This window comes from Vibrio sp. CCB-PB317, from assembly GCF_022808245.1.
In the GTDB taxonomy this organism is placed as follows: domain Bacteria; phylum Pseudomonadota; class Gammaproteobacteria; order Enterobacterales; family Vibrionaceae; genus Vibrio; species Vibrio diabolicus.
The window spans coordinates 1408784-1425581 of record NZ_JALGNU010000001.1 but is presented as its reverse complement, the minus strand read 5'-3'; the positions used below and the strand labels follow the sequence as shown (position 1 = coordinate 1425581).

At 45.2% G+C, this 16798-nt stretch carries 13 protein-coding genes; 9 read left to right on the top strand and 4 right to left on the bottom strand.

Annotated elements, in window-relative coordinates:
- Nucleotides 1–113 precede the first annotated feature (113 nt).
- Genes MTR11_RS06645 through MTR11_RS06635 form a run of 3 tightly spaced genes read left to right on the top strand, consistent with a single transcriptional unit; the run spans nucleotide 114 to nucleotide 5404 of the window.
- Nucleotides 114–2378, top strand: a complete 2265-nt coding sequence (locus MTR11_RS06645; protein ID WP_243327175.1) for an OmcA/MtrC family decaheme c-type cytochrome — start codon at nucleotides 114–116, stop codon at nucleotides 2376–2378.
- A gap of 53 nt (nucleotides 2379–2431) precedes the next feature.
- Nucleotides 2432–3412, top strand: a complete 981-nt coding sequence (locus MTR11_RS06640) for a DmsE family decaheme c-type cytochrome (protein WP_243327174.1) — start codon at nucleotides 2432–2434, stop codon at nucleotides 3410–3412.
- A 9-nt stretch (nucleotides 3413–3421) separates the two neighbouring features.
- Nucleotides 3422–5404, top strand: a complete 1983-nt coding sequence (locus tag MTR11_RS06635) for an MtrB/PioB family decaheme-associated outer membrane protein (RefSeq protein ID WP_243327173.1) — start codon at nucleotides 3422–3424, stop codon at nucleotides 5402–5404.
- Between the two features lie 86 nt (nucleotides 5405–5490).
- Here MTR11_RS06635 and MTR11_RS06630 read toward each other — a convergent pair whose 3' ends face one another.
- From MTR11_RS06630 to rsuA, 3 genes are all read right to left on the bottom strand, one after another.
- Nucleotides 5491–6150 carry a DUF2913 family protein gene (locus MTR11_RS06630; protein ID WP_243327172.1) on the bottom strand — a complete coding sequence of 220 codons (660 nt, stop codon included), beginning with the start codon at nucleotides 6148–6150 and terminating at the stop codon, nucleotides 5491–5493.
- Nucleotides 6150–7352 carry a Bcr/CflA family multidrug efflux MFS transporter gene (locus tag MTR11_RS06625; protein WP_005393240.1) on the bottom strand — a complete coding sequence of 401 codons (1203 nt, stop codon included), beginning with the start codon at nucleotides 7350–7352 and terminating at the stop codon, nucleotides 6150–6152. Before MTR11_RS06625 ends, MTR11_RS06630 begins: the two co-directional genes overlap by 1 nt.
- Before the next feature lie 430 nt (nucleotides 7353–7782).
- Complete coding sequence (gene rsuA, locus MTR11_RS06620; RefSeq protein ID WP_033905117.1) at nucleotides 7783–8484, bottom strand: 16S rRNA pseudouridine(516) synthase RsuA; 702 nt, start codon at nucleotides 8482–8484, stop codon at nucleotides 7783–7785.
- Between the two features lie 121 nt (nucleotides 8485–8605).
- Here rsuA and MTR11_RS06615 point away from each other — a divergent pair, with 121 nt between their 5' ends.
- The 5 genes from MTR11_RS06615 to rplY all read left to right on the top strand — a co-directional run bounded on the left by MTR11_RS06615 (nucleotide 8606) and on the right by rplY (nucleotide 13516).
- Nucleotides 8606–10357, top strand: coding sequence for a DEAD/DEAH box helicase (locus MTR11_RS06615; protein ID WP_243327171.1), 1752 nt, complete (start codon nucleotides 8606–8608; stop codon nucleotides 10355–10357).
- A gap of 95 nt (nucleotides 10358–10452) precedes the next feature.
- Nucleotides 10453–10878, top strand: coding sequence for a PepSY domain-containing protein (locus MTR11_RS06610; protein ID WP_012841930.1), 426 nt, complete (start codon nucleotides 10453–10455; stop codon nucleotides 10876–10878).
- A gap of 76 nt (nucleotides 10879–10954) precedes the next feature.
- The gene (locus MTR11_RS06605; RefSeq protein WP_005378073.1) at nucleotides 10955–11614 is read left to right on the top strand and encodes a response regulator transcription factor; all 660 of its coding nucleotides are present in this window, start codon (nucleotides 10955–10957) and stop codon (nucleotides 11612–11614) included.
- Nucleotides 11604–12953 (top strand): ATP-binding protein, encoded by a 1350-nt coding sequence (locus MTR11_RS06600; protein WP_243327170.1) that lies wholly within the window; start codon nucleotides 11604–11606, stop codon nucleotides 12951–12953. Before MTR11_RS06605 ends, MTR11_RS06600 begins: the two co-directional genes overlap by 11 nt.
- 284 nt (nucleotides 12954–13237) lie before the next feature.
- A complete protein-coding gene (gene rplY / locus MTR11_RS06595; protein WP_005393245.1) occupies nucleotides 13238–13516 on the top strand; it encodes a 50S ribosomal protein L25 in 279 nt (92 codons plus the stop codon).
- A gap of 147 nt (nucleotides 13517–13663) precedes the next feature.
- On the opposite strand, the gene MTR11_RS06590 is transcribed toward rplY, so the two are convergent.
- On the bottom strand, nucleotides 13664–14179 hold the full coding sequence (locus tag MTR11_RS06590; protein WP_031780335.1) for a GNAT family N-acetyltransferase: 516 nt from the start codon (nucleotides 14177–14179) through the stop codon (nucleotides 13664–13666).
- Between the two features lie 749 nt (nucleotides 14180–14928).
- Between MTR11_RS06590 and ushA the strand changes: the two genes are divergently transcribed.
- Nucleotides 14929–16617, top strand: coding sequence for a bifunctional UDP-sugar hydrolase/5'-nucleotidase UshA (gene ushA / locus MTR11_RS06585; RefSeq protein WP_243327169.1), 1689 nt, complete (start codon nucleotides 14929–14931; stop codon nucleotides 16615–16617).
- Nucleotides 16618–16798 lie beyond the last annotated feature (181 nt).

Sequence of the window (16798 nt, the reverse complement as noted above, 5' to 3'; positions counted from 1 at the left end):
GGATATTTTGCTTTTGGCTTGAATACAAAATTAATATTTCAATCAATTGCTTATTGAGATATTTAACCATTCCAACGCAATCCCACTTACTTTAGGACGAATCGAGAGGGACTATGAACGGTTTAAAGTCGATCGCTACATTAATATTTTTTATTTTACTGCTCACCGGATGTGGTCCAGACAGCAAAAACGATCAGAATACATCACCACCTGCACTTGGTGATTTCGAAATCAGTGTTTCCGAGCCATCATTGATCACTCAAGAAACCGGAGAAACCAAACTGGTAGTCGATTTTACCGTCAAAGACGGCAGTGGCAGATCTCATGAGCTAGACGAAACGAAGGACTTTCGCATCGCACTTCTTAAAGCAATGCCCTCTCGTGTCGATACACAAAATTCGAGCGATCCAGCCTTTGCCTTCAATGGGCGTCATGGCAATACCTATTGGAAGAGTTTCCATCACTCAAGTAATACCACAAATAACCGTGCCAGCATGGAGAGTGTTTGGGATGGAACACTAGTAAAAACAGACGAGGGGTATCGCTACACGTTTGCCATTCCTGACGTTTTAAAAGTGTCCGATCCTTACACTGCCGACTCTTCTAACAACAATGGTTTTATTGCTTGGGATGCGGATAAACTCCACCGAATCGTCATGGCGTATGGCGAGCAAGGCAACGGTTTTACCTACGTGTTTGAATGGGTGCCGCAAGAAAGTTCAGATACGGCTGTCTCCCGCAATGTGATTGAAACAGGTACCTGTGAAAACTGTCATATGGGCGAACCGCTTCATCATGGACCCGGCTATCGCTCAATTGATAACAACATTGCCGTTTGTACCGCTTGCCACAATGACAGTAACCCAGGCGCCGCGCCAGCCAGACGCCCTCTCGCTGCCGTTGTTCATCAATACCACGGTAATGTTTTCAAATTAGGTAGCGACAGAAATAACATCGACACTTACAAACAGCCTGTCGACGAGAATGACGTGCTCGTTACCGACATCAATGGTTTAGTCATTGAAGGCAACCCTTTCCCGCAAGATGCCCGTAACTGTGCAACCTGCCATTCGACCGATGTCGCGAAAGCATCAGACGCCAACAATTGGTTTGAACACCCAAGCCAAGTTGCCTGTGAGACTTGTCATTTGTACCGAGACAGAGGCGCGCATGATAACCAAGTCGGTACGGTTTGGGTAAGAAACGGCGAGCCACAAAACTCCTGCTCGGGCTGTCACCGACCTTATGACCGAGATGACAATGGCGATCCAATCATCGGCCAAGACGCAAGCCGAAGTGCTAAAACGGTTCACGTAATGCGTTTAGAGAATCTTGCAAAAGCGCGTGATTCGCTTGAAATCAACGTTGAAAGCGCGCGATTTATTGATGACCAGTTTGAGATTGAACTAAGAGTGTCGAAAGCGGGCACAGGTATTGAATCCATCAACGAACTGACCCCTTTCATTAATGAACATGGGCACCTCAATTTGTTGCTGAACTGGGATAACGGCCAAGGCCCGATAGTCGCAAACAACAGTCTCAACGTCGCCGATGATGGCGCACTTGGTGACGGCTGTGAGGCTCAAGGAGAAGGCCTATTCTTGTGTCATAAAGACTTCACTGACGCTGCGATTAAGCCAATCTCCAACTCTACGTTGACGGTTAACATCGCCGACATGCCACTTTGCGCCAACCGTAGAGATGGCGAGCTCGCCGAATGCGTCACGTTTGAAGGCATCGATCTTATCAAATCGCCTTTCGTCATTGCCGCCAATAACGCATCCGGCTCGTTTGATATGTCTGGTATCAACAAGCAACACAAACTGCCAGTTGGCGCGGACATTTCATCGTGTAACGATTGTCACAAAGAGCTGACTATCCATAAGCTCGGTGAGCATCCACATGCCGCCACCGACTTCCAACAATGTAAAAATTGCCATAACTCTGAACGTTCTGCGTTTTATCCTGGAATGGCGGCTGATCTAAAGTACCACGTGCACTCATTCCATGCCTTTGGCTCCGCTCATAGCGGTGAAGCGCCTTTCCCTGGCGCAGTCAACAACTGTGAGGCCTGCCATACCAATGCTCAATACAACTTACCTAGCCAACAAAATACGCGCCCTTCTCTGGCAAGTGGTAAGTACTTTAGTCCTGCATTAGTCGCCTGTGGCGCGTGTCACTTAGAGTCATCTTTAGCTAATGCTGACCCGGATACCGTGGCAGGAGATGCGCCTCTGAACCATATGCTGAATCACGGCGCGGTATTTGGAGCAGACACAGCAGCACAAGCAACAGGCTCCGAACAATGTGCGACTTGCCATGCTATTGGTCAGTCACAAGGGGTAGATAAGGTTCACAAGGTATACGACTACCGTTGAATTCGTCATTGAACACAATGCTTTGACAATTAAGGATAAGAAAAGGAAGAGCTATGAAAGCAATGTTTCTGCGGTGGTTGGTAGCTGGGATACTTGGGTTAGGCGTCATCTTCACCGTCAGTTCGGAAGATGTCGCCAAGCCAGAACCCGAGGCGGCGACGTTAACTCAAGAAGAAATTGAAACCATATTAGACACCAAGTTTTCCGAGGGGAAATATTCACGCCGCGGACCAGATGGCTGCCTTCGTTGCCATGACGATACCTCAGACAAACCTGCAACCGGTATTTTCGACAACATCCACGGCAAGTCAGCGAATTTGCATGGGCCAATGAATGATAAACAATGTGAAGCATGCCATGGCCCAGCAAACAATCACGCGCGCAATCCGCGAAAAGGACAAGTTCGTGAGCCGATGATCACCTTTGGGCCAAACTCCCCTGTTCCGGCCGAAAAGCAAAACAGCGTGTGTTTATCTTGCCACCAAGATGCGAAACGCTCGACTTGGCATAGCAGTGAGCACGCTTTTGAAGGGCTGTCTTGTGCAAGCTGTCACCAACTGCATCAAAAAAACGATCCGATGATGGTTGCCGAAATGCAAGCAGACAAATGCACCGATTGCCACTCCCGCACCAAATCGGATATCCACAAACGCAGTCGTCATCCTATCATTGACGGCGTCATGACTTGTTCTAGCTGCCACAATCCACATCAGGCATTAAATGAAGCAAGCCTGAACTGGTCAACCGTCAATAACGCTTGTTACGAGTGTCATGCAGAAAAACGCGGCCCATTCTTATGGGAGCATGAGCCTGTAACTGAAGATTGTACATCCTGCCACACACCTCATGGTTCAGTGAACAAAGCCCTGCTCAATAAACGGCTGCCAATGCTATGTCAGGAATGTCACCGTGTGCCACATGCAAACGTAGCCATTCCTGAAAACGACTTGAGAGTGCGCGGCGGAAGTTGTTTGAACTGCCACAATCAAGTGCATGGCTCTAACCACCCACGTGGTCAAACATTAAGTTATTAGGAGGGAGGCATGAAACTATCTCAACTGTGCATCGCTATTTCCCTTGCTTTTGCTGTGCAAGCGCACGCCAACGATTATTCGTTACAACGTTCTCAACCAGCCGACACTAGCCGCTGGCAGTGCAGTGAATGCAGCAGCGATGGCACGTGGAGTGGAGAAGTCAGCGCTGGCGTCGGTTACCTTAACAACGATGGTTCCTCGCGATTCTATAATTGGAATCCACCCGTTTACGGTACAAACTCTGACAATAAACACTTTAACGCGAGCCTAAACGCCGATATCGAACAATATGAAGACGATGGGTTCTACAATCGAATCGTCGTCGAAGATCTTGGTTTGCAACGCTTCTTACTGCAGTGGGAAATGAGCCAGTACGACGGATTACGTGTCCTCGGCAGTTACAGCGAAACTCCGTATTTCTGGAGTCAGTCCTCACTCAGTGCGTATCATCCAAGAGAAGGTGCACTCGTTAGTGGTGACCTATCGAAATATGAAAACTCAGTGACGCGAGAGACGTTTAAGTTAGAGCTCAAGTACACACCACATACGCCATGGAAGCCATATGCATCCATGAAGCACGAACGTAAAGAAGGCACAACTTCACTTTATTCATCGACCATTCCGGGTTACGCCAACGCACCGGGATTCATACCTAAAGACGTCGATCATGAAACCTTAAATACTCAAGTAGGAGTGAGCTACATTGAAGATTTGTGGCTGTTGGATATTGCGTATCGCGGCTCGTTTTTCCGCAATGACAAGTCCGCACTCTATTACGGCGGCATTACCACCCCTTACGCCAACCACATCGCGTATGAGCCTGACAACGACTTTCACCAGTTTGCTGTCACGGGGAATTATCGGTTGAATCAACAAACGTTCAGTGGCCGCTTACTTTGGTCACAGACGTCTTCTGAAGGCGGGTTAAATCCATTCCCGCAGTCCCCCGTTAACTCTAATACATTCCATGGCGAAACCAACACTTGGCAAATGAGCGCGGATTACCACAACAAGCTTTCGCGAGACACAGCTTTCGCCATTTCTGCAGACTATTCAGACAAAGACGATAACTCCGATAGAAACACCATCATCGGATCGACGAGAGAAAAATACGACCACACCAAAACCAAACTGGAAGCAACACTCAAGTATCGTGTTACTTCTGATGTAAAAGTGAATACGGGTTACCATTTTAGACAAGATGAGCGAAGTTATGCTGATAGGAAACGTACCAATGAACAACGCGTTTTTGTTGGTGCCCAGTACAGACCAAATAGACCGTGGCAATTAGGCGGTAAAGTCTCCTACTCTTTTCGCGATGGCTCTGATTGGCAGGACGACAGCAGCGACTCGCCTAATTTGCGCCAATACTATTTAGCCGATAAAGAGAGGATTGAGCTCCGTGGCGACGGCGGCTATGACGTAACAAACGATGTCCAGTTACTTGCTGAGCTTTGGTACGGAAACGACGACTATGTTAAACCCGATATAGGTTTAAGCGAAGGAGAAGATTACGGCTACGATATCAGCGTCAACTTCAATTTACTCGACGGACTAAACGGGCATGTTTTTTACAATCAACAGGTCATCCGCTCCGAGCAACAACAAGCAAACTCTGACGTTGTCGGTTGGAATCGCTACACCACCAAACTCAAAGATGACATCACAACCATTGGCTTTGGTGTGAGTAAAGAGCAGCTACTAGACGACAAACTTTCTATCTCGTTTGATTACAGCTACAGCCAAGCTGATGGAAAATCTTCAACCACATCTGGTGGCTACCAATATCCTGATAACGAGGCGAACTCGTACCGATTTGAAGTCATCGCTGACTATGAAGTATCTGAAAATCAAAACGTGCAGCTTAACCTCCGTTATGAAGACTACTCAGAAGAGGATTACTTGTTTAATAACGAAACCGAAACGATGGGCGACGTTTTGCAAAGCTATGAAGGTTTATATGGTGGCGTCTATTGGAAATATCGCTTTTAAATACAGAGTGACGTAACAAAAAAAGCATCAGACGTTTCAAACGCCTGATGCTTTCGTATTTCAACTCTACTGCTGTGAGAAGTTGATTAAGCTTGGAAGCTCAACGGAATCTCAGCCAATTGGTTACCTTCGTTTGCAGGAAAGATGAGGTACTCGCCGTGGTATTTCACCATCGATTTGTAGTCCGTCACTTTATGCACCATAAAGCCCGCTTGCGCTGCTTTCTCAACAAACTCAGCATGGTTGCCACGTACAAACCAGCTCATTGGCTTGACGAGCAACTCGCCGTCGAAGCAGCTTTCGCATTGATCTGCACATAGCGCCAAAGAGTTTTGACCTTCAGTGAAGATTTGGATTTTGCCACAACCAACCAATTGTTCAGAGGTAGAAACTTCCCAGCCAGCTTGCTCCATCAAATCAAGAAATGATTCAATATCGGAGTCTTTTATCACCTTGGACTCTTCACCTTCAGGAAAAAACTGAGCGTAAAAAGCGGAAATACGCTTGAAGATAAACAACAAACCAGCGTCATTACCCTTTGAACGACCCGCTTTTTGCCAACGTGTTAAGTCATCGCCTACGGCTCGACCGAAACGCTGAGATTTAAGTGCTTTGGTAACCCAGCGCACTAAATAATGGTTATTCGCAACAGGGGCATTGGCTAACTTACCTGAGCGATGCTCTTGATCTAACTCTCCAAGTGCTGAGTTAACTAAGTTTTGAATTTCTTTGGTGTAATTCGACATTACGCCTTTCTTCCTAAAGTCCAATAAAACAGTGCTGAAAGCACAGAACAAGCAAACATCACAATGATCATCGGCCACGCCACATTACCTGGTAGTGATGCCACCAGCGCGCCAACCAATGAGCCGATACCGAATCTTAACGTCCCCGCCAGAGACGAAGCTGTACCCGCCATTGATGGGTAGCCACTTAAAAGCAGCGCCATAGCGTTACTACCTATCGTCGACAATGTACCGATAAACAGCACAACAAAAGGTACGATGCCCCATAATCCGAAGTCCATTAACCAACTTACGAATAAACCAATCCCCGCCAAAAGTTGCACGAACAACCCAAAACGAAGCATGGCATGAGAGCCAACTTTCTTCACCAAGCGACCATTAATACTGGTCATTATGATCATCGCAACAATGTTCAAACCAAATAAATAACCAAAGTGGTCTGGTCGAACACCATATAAATCAATATAAACAAACGAACCCGCGGTCAGAAATGCAAACATTCCGGAAAATGAAAACGCTCCAGAAAGCATCAAGCCTATCGCTTCAGGGTTGGAGCATAATCTGGCGTAGTTTCTCATCGTAGTGCGAAAACGAAGCGGCTGACGATTTTCTGGTTTCAGCGTCTCTGGAATTTTCCAAAGTACCAGTAGAATTACCACCACAGCGAAAATGGCTAACACCCAAAAGATCGAACGCCAACCAAACCAGATAGCTAAGTGACCACCGATCATAGGCGCGACCAAGGGTGCCATGGTGATCACTAAGGTGACGAAAGACATTGCACGAGCAAAGTCTTCACGGTCAAACATGTCACGCACGACGGCTTGGATAATGACAGCCGCTGCCGCGCCAGCAAAACCTTGCGCTGTTCGCACATAAGTCAATGCATCAATGCCGTTTGTGGTCGCACTCACTACCGCCGCTAATCCAAAGAAAAGCACACCCAAAATCAGTACAGGTCTACGGCCAAAACTATCGGCAAGCGGCCCGTGAATTAACTGGCCAATCGCAAAACCTGCCGTATAAGCCGTCAACGTAATCTGAACCGCGCCAGGCGCAACACCCAAATCTTTCGCGATGGTTGGCATTGCAGGCAGATACATGTCGATCGCCAAAGGCGTCAAAGCACCAATCGCTCCTAATACAAGAAACAATAGAAAACTGATTTGGGATTGCGGAGCGCTTTGCGCTTTTTCTGTCATTCTTTTACCTCTTGTTGGAGCCCTTTCGTCAATACTTTCAGAGCAAAGTGAACGTAACGGACGGTTCTCATATCGTTGAATCTAGAAGCCAAAGGCCTGCTCTATCAACGTTCGAGAATCATAAGGGCAAATATGTACCAAGGTGTGACCTTGACGAACTCGACATAGAAAAGCGTGTGAAAGCGAAGTGTGTTTATGAGAAATAGACACAATGCAATGGAATTGATTCCACCATTTACTTACTCACCACAGCCGAAGGCTTTGCAATAAGAGTATGCATGGCTCAGCTAAATGCAAAGGCATATCACTCAGATGAGTAAGCACACCGGAATTGTCTAGGCACTAATTTTGGTAGGAAAATTAATTTTGAGCCAATTCCTACCAAAAAACTAGTTCCAATTGGGAACTAAAGAATTTCCCATGCCGATAATTAATTCCAAATAGAGTCAATTTCTTCTTGCGTGAGGTAGCGATAATCACCAGGTTCTAGTGCCTCATCGAGTTCAATCGAACCAATACGCTCACGATGTAAGTACTCAACTTTATTTCCTAACGCCGCAAACATGCGTTTCACTTGGTGATACTTACCTTCCACAATAGTTAACAATACTTCATTCTCTGCCTCGTTCACGATCTCCAAACGAGCAGGTAATGTTGCTTCTGATTCATTGCGCAAAATGATGCCTTGTTCGAGCTTTTCCGCGTAATCAGGCTGAATCGCATCGACAAGCCAAACACGGTACGTTTTCTCACACTTATGCTTAGGTGAGGTAATACGGTGAGACCACTTACCATCATCCGTAATCAACACCAAACCGGTTGTGTCTACGTCTAATCGGCCTGCAAAGTGAAGGTTTTCAATTTTAGGCTCATCGAGCAATGCGAATGCAGTTTGGTTGTAGCCATCTTCATGTGAACAAACAAAGTCAGCAGGCTTGTACAACATAATGTAACGAGGACCAGGAGCACCAATAACACGGTCTTCCCACATCACTTCCGCACCTTCAGGTACTTTAAATGCACCACTTTTTTGAACCTCACCGTCAACGGTGATGTCACCACTTTTGATGATCTTTGTTGCCTGTTTGCGCGTTGCACCCAGAGCGTCACACAAATATTTATCTAAACGCATGAATACCTCATTGAATTATACCCAAGTAACCTCCAAATCTTGGTTTAAAGGTCACTTGGGTATAAAAGTCAGGTATTATAGCGTTCCTCGTTCGAATAGTTGAGCAATTTCACATATTTTCATGTACACACTTCGCCCTTATCAAGCCGACTCGGTTAAAGCAGTCATTCACTACTTTCGTAAACACTCGACACCAGCAGTGATCGTACTGCCTACTGGTGCCGGAAAAAGCTTGGTGATCGCAGAACTTGCTCGCCTTGCGAAAGGGAGAGTGTTAGTCCTCGCTCACGTTAAAGAGCTGGTCGAGCAAAACCACGCGAAGTATGAAGGTTATGGTTTAAAAGGTTCCATCTTCTCAGCAGGATTGGGGCGAAAAGAAACTGACCAGCAAGTCGTGTTTGCTTCGGTTCAATCGGTCGTACGTAACTTAGATTCGTTCAAAAACCAGTTTTCTCTGCTCGTTATTGATGAGTGCCATCGTGTGCCGGATGACAAAAACAGCAGCTACCAAAAAGTTATTACTCACTTACGAGAACTGAACCCAGGCATTAAGGTGCTGGGACTAACTGCAACGCCCTATCGTTTAGGAATGGGCTGGATTTATCAGTACCATACCCGAGGTCAAGTACGCACCGAAGAGCCGCGATTCTTCCGCGATTGTATTTTCGAACTGCCGATCCGTTACTTGCTCGACGAAAACTTCCTCACTCCAGCCCGCATGATGGACGCGCCCGTTTTGTCTTACGACTTCTCGCAACTGAAACCCGCAAACACCGGACGCTACAAAGAAGCAGAAATGGACATGGTGATCGATAAAGCCAAACGTGCGACTCCGCAAATTGTTGAGCAAATCATGCAATATGCGAGAGAACGTCAAGGTGTCATGATCTTCTCCGCGACTGTCCGACACGCACAAGAGATCCGCAGTTTACTGCCTGAAGGCGAAACTGAAATCGTCATTGGTGATACACCTACGCCGGAGCGCGATGCGATCATCCAAGCGTTCAAGAATCGTCAAATAAAATATTTGGTCAATGTTTCGGTACTGACTACCGGGTTTGATGCGCCGCATGTCGATTTAATCGCGATTTTGCGACCAACAGAGTCAGTCAGTCTGTACCAGCAGATTGTAGGGCGAGGATTACGCTTATCAGACGGAAAATCAGAATGTTTAGTGCTTGATTACGCAGGCAACAGCTACGATTTATACCAACCTGAAGTCGGTGATCCCAAGCCAGACTCTGACAGTGAAATTATCACGATTCCCTGCCCGGCTTGCGGATTCAATAACAACTTCTGGGGTAAATTGGATAGTAACGGTTTCTTGGTTGAACACTTTGGCAGACGTTGCCAAGGTTACTTTGAAGATGAAGACACAGGCGAGCGTGAACACTGTGGATACCGTTTTCGTGCCAAATACTGTGGTGAATGTGGTGCCGCCAACGATATCGCTGCGCGCATTTGTCATGAGTGTGACGCAACGCTTGTTGATCCAGATAAAAAATTAAAAGAAGCCCTTAATCTGAAAGATGCATTGATATTTGAATGCACAGAAATGGACCTGTCAGTATTCAAGTCCAGTGATGGTAAATCTCAACTCAAGGTGACGTATTCTGGTGAACCATACCAAGGAGAAGGCAATGCGTTAGTTCATGAGTTTTGGTCATTGAGTACCAAAAAACAAAAACAAACGTTTAAAGACCAGTTTGTGCGCCCTCACTTGGCAGACAAGCATCGCCCTTTTGAAGAGGCTTCACCGACACGTGTTGTTGCCAATCAACATCGTTTCCGTTTACCTCAGTTTGTTATTGCAAGGAAATCCGGTCGCTTTTGGAAATTGCGAGACAAAATTTTTGAAGACGAGTTGAAATAACGTCCGCAACATTTAGTAAAACTGAACTCGATGATTCACTCTCTGTTCATCTATATCCGATATACTGCGGCTAACGTTCTAGAAAAGGTTTGACTATGTATAAAGCAACGACTTCTCAACATTCTGCGTTACTTTTCGGCCTTATCACGACATTGATGTGTGCACCAAGTTTCGCCAAGCATGACGACTACTATGCCTCACAAAATGGTCACGCCATCGTGCAAGATGTCGAAAAGCCTGGAACACGTATTGAATTCGATGAAGATCAAGATGAGGTCTATCGCGCGGTTCAACAAGGATATATACGACCATTTTCGGACCTTTACGCCGCAGTAGAAAACGACCTATACGGCCGTATCATCAAGGTCGAGCTTGAAGAAGATGATGATGCTTGGGTGTATGAACTGAAAATCCTGTACAACAATAGCGTCTTGAAAGTTGAGTATGACGCCGCCACGCTGGAAATGCTTGAGATCAAAGGTCGCAGCTTTAACAAAGCGTTAAAGCCACAAAACAACTAAACTGGTCTAATGCGTAATCCCGACGCAATGCGTAGCTTACTTCGATAACACTCCCAACATAATAAGAATCACCAATATGAAAATACTTGTCGTTGAAGATGACCCTCGTTTAGGCGAGCAAATCATCGAAACATTAGAAAGTACCGGCTGGGTACCAGAATTATCTCAAGATGGCATAGACGCTCTGTATCGCGCGACATCGGAAGAATGGGACGCTATTGTTCTTGATCTAGGACTGCCGAAATTGGATGGCCTCACTGTGCTAAAAGGCATTCGAGATGAAAACATCAATACCCCTGTCGTTATCCTGAGTGCTCGCGATACCCTAACGCAGCGAGTTGAAGGTCTAAACGCAGGTGCAGACGATTACCTAACTAAGCCGTTTGAAATGGTTGAGCTTATCGCTCGTATTCGCGCACAACTACGAAGAGCATCAGGTAACGCCTCTCCTGTGATGCAAATTGGCGACTTGAGCTTGGATACGCGCACTTCTAAAGTCATGTGGCAAGGGCAAGCAGTAAGCTTAACGGCGCTGGAGTATAAAGTGGTCGCTTACTTTATGCATAACCCAGAAAAAGTAATTTCTCGCACCGAACTCGTCGAGCACATTTACAAACAAGACTTTGATCGTGACTCCAACACAATCGAAGTTTTTATCGGCCGAATTCGCAAAAAAATCGCGCCAAAGATCATAAAAACTGTCCGAGGGTTGGGATACCAATTAAATGCCGAATAAGAACAGGCTACCGTTGAACGCAATAAAACGACTGAGTATCAAAAGTCGCCTCGTTTTAGCGGCGATCGTTTGGTTGACGGCAATGATCCTCGCAGCTGGTGTGACGATACCGACCCAAGTGTACAACTATATGGTTGACGACACTCGCTCACAGCTGAGCATTTTTATGGATGAAATCGCCGCTCAGTTAGAAGTCGATGAGACTGGGCACCTCTCACTCGCTGCTCTGCTCTCAGACCCTCGATTTAACCGACCTTACAGTGGTTTATATTGGAGTGCCTCCACTGAGACGAGTCTCGAGCGTTCTCGTTCTTTGTGGGACAAAAAAATCGAATACAAAGGTCTGGATAACGATGCTTACGGCGCGAGAGGCGAAAGGCTGATTACCATAGAAAAAGCTCTATACTTACCAGATTACGATGGGCCTATCCATATCATTATTGGTATTGACGAAGAGCCTATCAAAAGCACCCTGCAAACGCTAATCGGGCAACTCTGGCTTATTTTAGGCTTATTATTCGCAGGGGTTCTTGCCGTCATTTTGCTGCAAATTGCATGGTCATTGAGTCCGCTTACGAAGTTACAAAAAGAGTTGGCCGAGCTGAAGTCTGGTAACAAAAAGAGTCTAGAAGAAACCTATCCGAAAGAGATTTCTCCTCTTATCTTCGACCTCAACGCTCTGCTTTTCCATTATCAGGAGTTGTTAGAACGAGCTAGGAATCATGCAGGCAATCTCTCACATGCGCTAAAAACCCCACTTTCTGTCCTAAAAAATGAAGTACAGACGTTAGAACCTGATACGCAATCCCGTCTGCGTACTCCGATCAATCAAATACAAGATCATATCGATTACCATCTGGGCCGTGCCCGCATGGCGGGGTCTATGAATATTTTATCAGTGAAATCGAACCCAGCAGAGCGTGTGGATGCTATCTCAATGGCGTTTGATAAAGTGTATGCGAGCCGAGATATCTCCTTAATTAATGAACTTGATTCAGAGCTGAATGTAGCGGTAGAGCAGACCGATCTCGACGAAATGCTGGGCAACTTGCTTGAAAATGCCTATAAGTGGGCCAACAACATGATTCGTGTGCACTCCTCTCAGGATAAAGACAACATACACATCATCATTGAAGATGACGGACCAGGTATCCCTAAAGAGAAACTGAGTCAAGTAATCAAGAGAGGCGTTAGATTGGATGAAGCAACCCCTGGTTCAGGTCTTGGTCTAAATATAGTCAGTGAAATGGCACACAGTTACCGAGGTCAATTAACACTGGAAGCGAGCGCTTTAGGTGGCTTAAAAGCATCTTTAATCTTACATCTCAGCCGAACATAAAGCATATAACGCATAAACTTTGTTCTTCGGACCATGATTAGTAAACCGATGAAAATGAAGCCGATGTGAACAAAATCCAAGCAAAGCGTTAAAAGGGATAGCCTTACACCTAGCCAAATCATACCTTTTTGTTGATTTGGATACGATTTGGGTTGCCCATTTATAAGTGGAATGATAGTATCCGCGCTCGCTTGAACAGTTCCTGTTTCAAGCTTTACCACGAACAACAAGGTCGCATTGTTGATTGTGAACATTTGATTTTTACTAATTTGAGAGTAAATACTATGAAATTCGAAGCAGTAGTACGTACTGAACTAGGTAAAGGTGCGAGCCGCCGCCTACGTCACGCTGGCAAATTCCCTGCAGTTGTATACGGCGGTGAAGAAGCAGCAGTAGCTATCGTTCTTAACCACGACGACATCGTAAACCAAATGGACAAGCCTGAATTCTACGAAGGCCTAGTTCTAGTTATCGATGGCAAAGAAGTTAAAGTTAAGCCACAAGACGTTCAACGTCACGCGTTCAAGCCAAAAGTTGAACACATGGACTTCATCCGTATCTAATTCCCTACCAAGGAATTAATCGGATTAAATCCAAACCTTTTGCATTAAAGATAATCGGACTTACCAACCGAGACATCTAAAAAATTTCAAAACCCCGGAGTCTTACCACCTCCGGGGTTTTACTATATGTGGCATATAACAATTGATTTACGAACGGGCAATGTACTTCACTAAAGTGAGATCCGTCAGCGTCATACGGTCAATGATTTCCGCCTCTTCCTCTCCAGTACGTACAAAACCACACTTCTTGTAGAAGTTAAGCCCCTGTTTATTGGTATCCAGTGCTTTCAGGCTTATCTGCATAACGGGCGTAGAGAGTAGGCGCGTTTCTAGTTCATCTAACAATGCACTCCCTGCCCCTTGCCCATAATGCAAAGGAGAGACATAGCAACATGTTACCCACGCCGTTTTATCTTCACAGGTGTGGTTAGGTAGTTCGTAACTTAAAAAGCCGACGATTTCCCCTTGTCTCTCAACGACGATCAATTGGGCCAGTTGCTCAGTCATGACTCGCGTCCACATCCTTTCTCGGCGCTCAATCGTAAACTGATCGATGTAGCTCTGTGGCATTAACCCTTTGTATGCTACCTGCCACGAATCAACATGTATCTTGGCGATTTGAGTTGCTTCCTCTCTGACTGCGTTCCTTACTGTGTATCTCATTACTATCCTTTCTTAAAATTCACCACTTACAAATTCTTTCAACCCTACTCTTTAAATCGAAGCTCAAAGCGAGCAGCCACAGATGCAACGCTTTACATTACTCCATTTCATTTTCATTAATTCAATGATAGTGCACATCGTAATATCCGAAGAAAACGCCTCGTTATTTACGTTTCACTTTCGCTCATTAGATTGAATCTATTTGTTTTAACATCCGGGTATCGAAAGCGGGATAAACACGGTAAGGTATCGAATAAGAATAAATAAACGATATCTAAGGCATAAGATTTCTAAACGGTCGCAATTATAGTACAGAGAGAAATACCCTTTCTGGTTGTATTAAACAGAGTAAGCCAAGATCAAACGAGTTTGGGTTTTACAGTGATCATTTTATATACAAAACATTTCCCTCATCATCAGAGCGAAAATTTATAACGATTTGTGTCATAGCTGCTAAGAAAAACATGAACTTGGCAAAATAATCACCAAAATCAGCGCTATACTTCGCAAAAATGCGCATTGATTCACACAAACCACATTCATTCAATTGGCCACTTCACAAAATAACCCCCTCCCTCTAATTTCAATATACTAAAAACTATTTCTGTTTAATTGGAGACGTAGTTTGCAGGCTTATTAATTCATTTCTCCGATAGAAGTATAAATAAGAGATAGATCACTAAAGTTTCACATTAATTCCGTATATTTCACGCCGTAACAATAACAAAATCACAAAGAAAGGATCCCTTATGAAGTTTTCCAAATCTCTTTTGGTAATGGCAGTGGGCGCTGCGCTAGCAGGATGCGGCTCAGACAGCGATAATTCTCCAGTAACCTGCGAGACTGCAGATTCTTGTACTAAGTTCACCGTTCTCCACACTAACGATAACCACGGTCGCTTTTGGCATAACAGCGACGGCGAATATGGCATGGCTGCGCGTCACACTTTAATCGAATCTATTCGCGCAGAAGTCGAAGCAAAAGGCGGTGAAACCATTCTGCTGTCTGGCGGTGATATTAATACCGGCGTACCAGAATCAGACATGCAAGATGCGGTTCCAGACTTCGTAGGGATGAACCTACTTGGTTACGATGCAATGGCTGTCGGTAACCACGAGTTTGATAACTCACTAGATATTCTCGATATGCAAGCTGAGCTAGCTGACTTCCCTATGCTGGCTGCGAATATCTATAAGAAAGATACCAATGAGCGTTACTTCGACCCTTACAAAGTATTTACTATCAACGGCCTTAAGATCGCTGTTATTGGTCTAACCACCCAGGACACAGCGAAGCTAGTTAATCCAGACAACGTATCAAACATCCACTTCGAAGACCCTCAAGTTGAAATCAAAAAAGTACTTAAGGAAATCGAAGAAAACGAAAAAGTAGACCTAGTATTTGCAACGACGCACATGGGTCACTACCAAGATGGTAATAATGGTAGTGAAGCACCAGGTGACGTTAAACTCGCTCGCTCTCTTGAAGAAGGACAGCTAAACGCTATCATCGGTGGTCACTCACAAAACCCTGTATGTATGGAACCAGGTACCAATGAGTATGCTGATTTCAAACCTGGGGATGATTGTGCCCCAGACCAACAAAAAGGCACTTGGATTATGCAAGCGCATGAGTGGGGTAAATATGTGGGTCGTGCTGACTTCGAATACTATGACGGCAAGCTTCACTTAGCGAACTACGCACTGATTCCTGTAAACCTTCTGGACGACAACGATGAAGTGATCGGTGAACGCATTCAACAAGATGCGACGGTAAAAGCGTTACTACTGCCATACCAACAGCAAGGTCAAGAGTTATTAGATGAGAAGATTTCTAATACGACGGGCAAGTTAGAAGGTGATCGTAACGTAGTTCGCTCTCAACAAACTAACCTAGGTCATCTACTGGGCGAGGCATATCGTACTTACAAAACGGTAGGTGCTGACTTTGGTGTGATGAACTCTGGCGGTGTGCGTGATTCAATCCAAGATGGTGATATCACTTACCGTGATGTACTAACCGTTCAGCCATTTGGTAACTTCGTGACTAAAGCAACTATGACAGGTAAAGAAGTTAAAGAATACCTAGATGTGGTTGCGACGAAATCTGCAGGCTCTGGTGCTTACGCTCAACTAGATAACATCACTTTAGATGTAAATTGTGATGCTGGCTCAGTAACCATTACCGACATTAACAATAAAGGCTTCGATCTAGACGCAACGTACACATTCTCTGTAATCAGCTTCAGTGCTGCTGGTGGCGATAACTACCCAATCATAGATGTTCAATCTACCCAGCTAACCGATGCATACGTTTTACGTGAGTTCTTCGTAAATAACCCACAGATCTCTGCGGATAGCTACAACAAGAACTTAGAAAACATCAAGTACTTCAGTAACGGTCAAGCTGTGAAAGGTTGCCCAGCAACTAATAGCTAAAAACACCTTACACTCTGACGTGAAGCGCTTTTAGAAGTTGTTCCGTCAGAGCCTCCCTAAAAACCGAAGCGTGACGCTTCGGTTTTTTTATTTTCGTTAAAGTGCTGAAAATTATCGCCCTTCATAAAGTGTTCAAAAATTATTCATTTGTGTTGTTGACGCCCATGTGCTGGGCTTCTAT

What these genes read in the sequence shown, in the direction of transcription:
- MTR11_RS06625 (WP_005393240.1), bottom strand. Translation starts at nt 7,352, where the DNA reads ATGACAGAAAAAGCGCAAAGCGCTCCGCAATCCCAAATCAGTTTTCTA.
- MTR11_RS06645 (WP_243327175.1), top strand. Translation starts at nt 114, where the DNA reads ATGAACGGTTTAAAGTCGATCGCTACATTAATATTTTTTATTTTACTG.
- MTR11_RS06615 (WP_243327171.1), top strand. Translation starts at nt 8,606, where the DNA reads ATGTACACACTTCGCCCTTATCAAGCCGACTCGGTTAAAGCAGTCATT.
- rsuA (WP_033905117.1), bottom strand. Translation starts at nt 8,484, where the DNA reads ATGCGTTTAGATAAATATTTGTGTGACGCTCTGGGTGCAACGCGCAAA.
- MTR11_RS06640 (WP_243327174.1), top strand. Translation starts at nt 2,432, where the DNA reads ATGAAAGCAATGTTTCTGCGGTGGTTGGTAGCTGGGATACTTGGGTTA.
- MTR11_RS06590 (WP_031780335.1), bottom strand. Translation starts at nt 14,179, where the DNA reads ATGAGATACACAGTAAGGAACGCAGTCAGAGAGGAAGCAACTCAAATC.
- MTR11_RS06630 (WP_243327172.1), bottom strand. Translation starts at nt 6,150, where the DNA reads ATGTCGAATTACACCAAAGAAATTCAAAACTTAGTTAACTCAGCACTT.
- ushA (WP_243327169.1), top strand. Translation starts at nt 14,929, where the DNA reads ATGAAGTTTTCCAAATCTCTTTTGGTAATGGCAGTGGGCGCTGCGCTA.
- MTR11_RS06635 (WP_243327173.1), top strand. Translation starts at nt 3,422, where the DNA reads ATGAAACTATCTCAACTGTGCATCGCTATTTCCCTTGCTTTTGCTGTG.
- rplY (WP_005393245.1), top strand. Translation starts at nt 13,238, where the DNA reads ATGAAATTCGAAGCAGTAGTACGTACTGAACTAGGTAAAGGTGCGAGC.
- MTR11_RS06610 (WP_012841930.1), top strand. Translation starts at nt 10,453, where the DNA reads ATGTATAAAGCAACGACTTCTCAACATTCTGCGTTACTTTTCGGCCTT.
- MTR11_RS06600 (WP_243327170.1), top strand. Translation starts at nt 11,604, where the DNA reads ATGCCGAATAAGAACAGGCTACCGTTGAACGCAATAAAACGACTGAGT.
- MTR11_RS06605 (WP_005378073.1), top strand. Translation starts at nt 10,955, where the DNA reads ATGAAAATACTTGTCGTTGAAGATGACCCTCGTTTAGGCGAGCAAATC.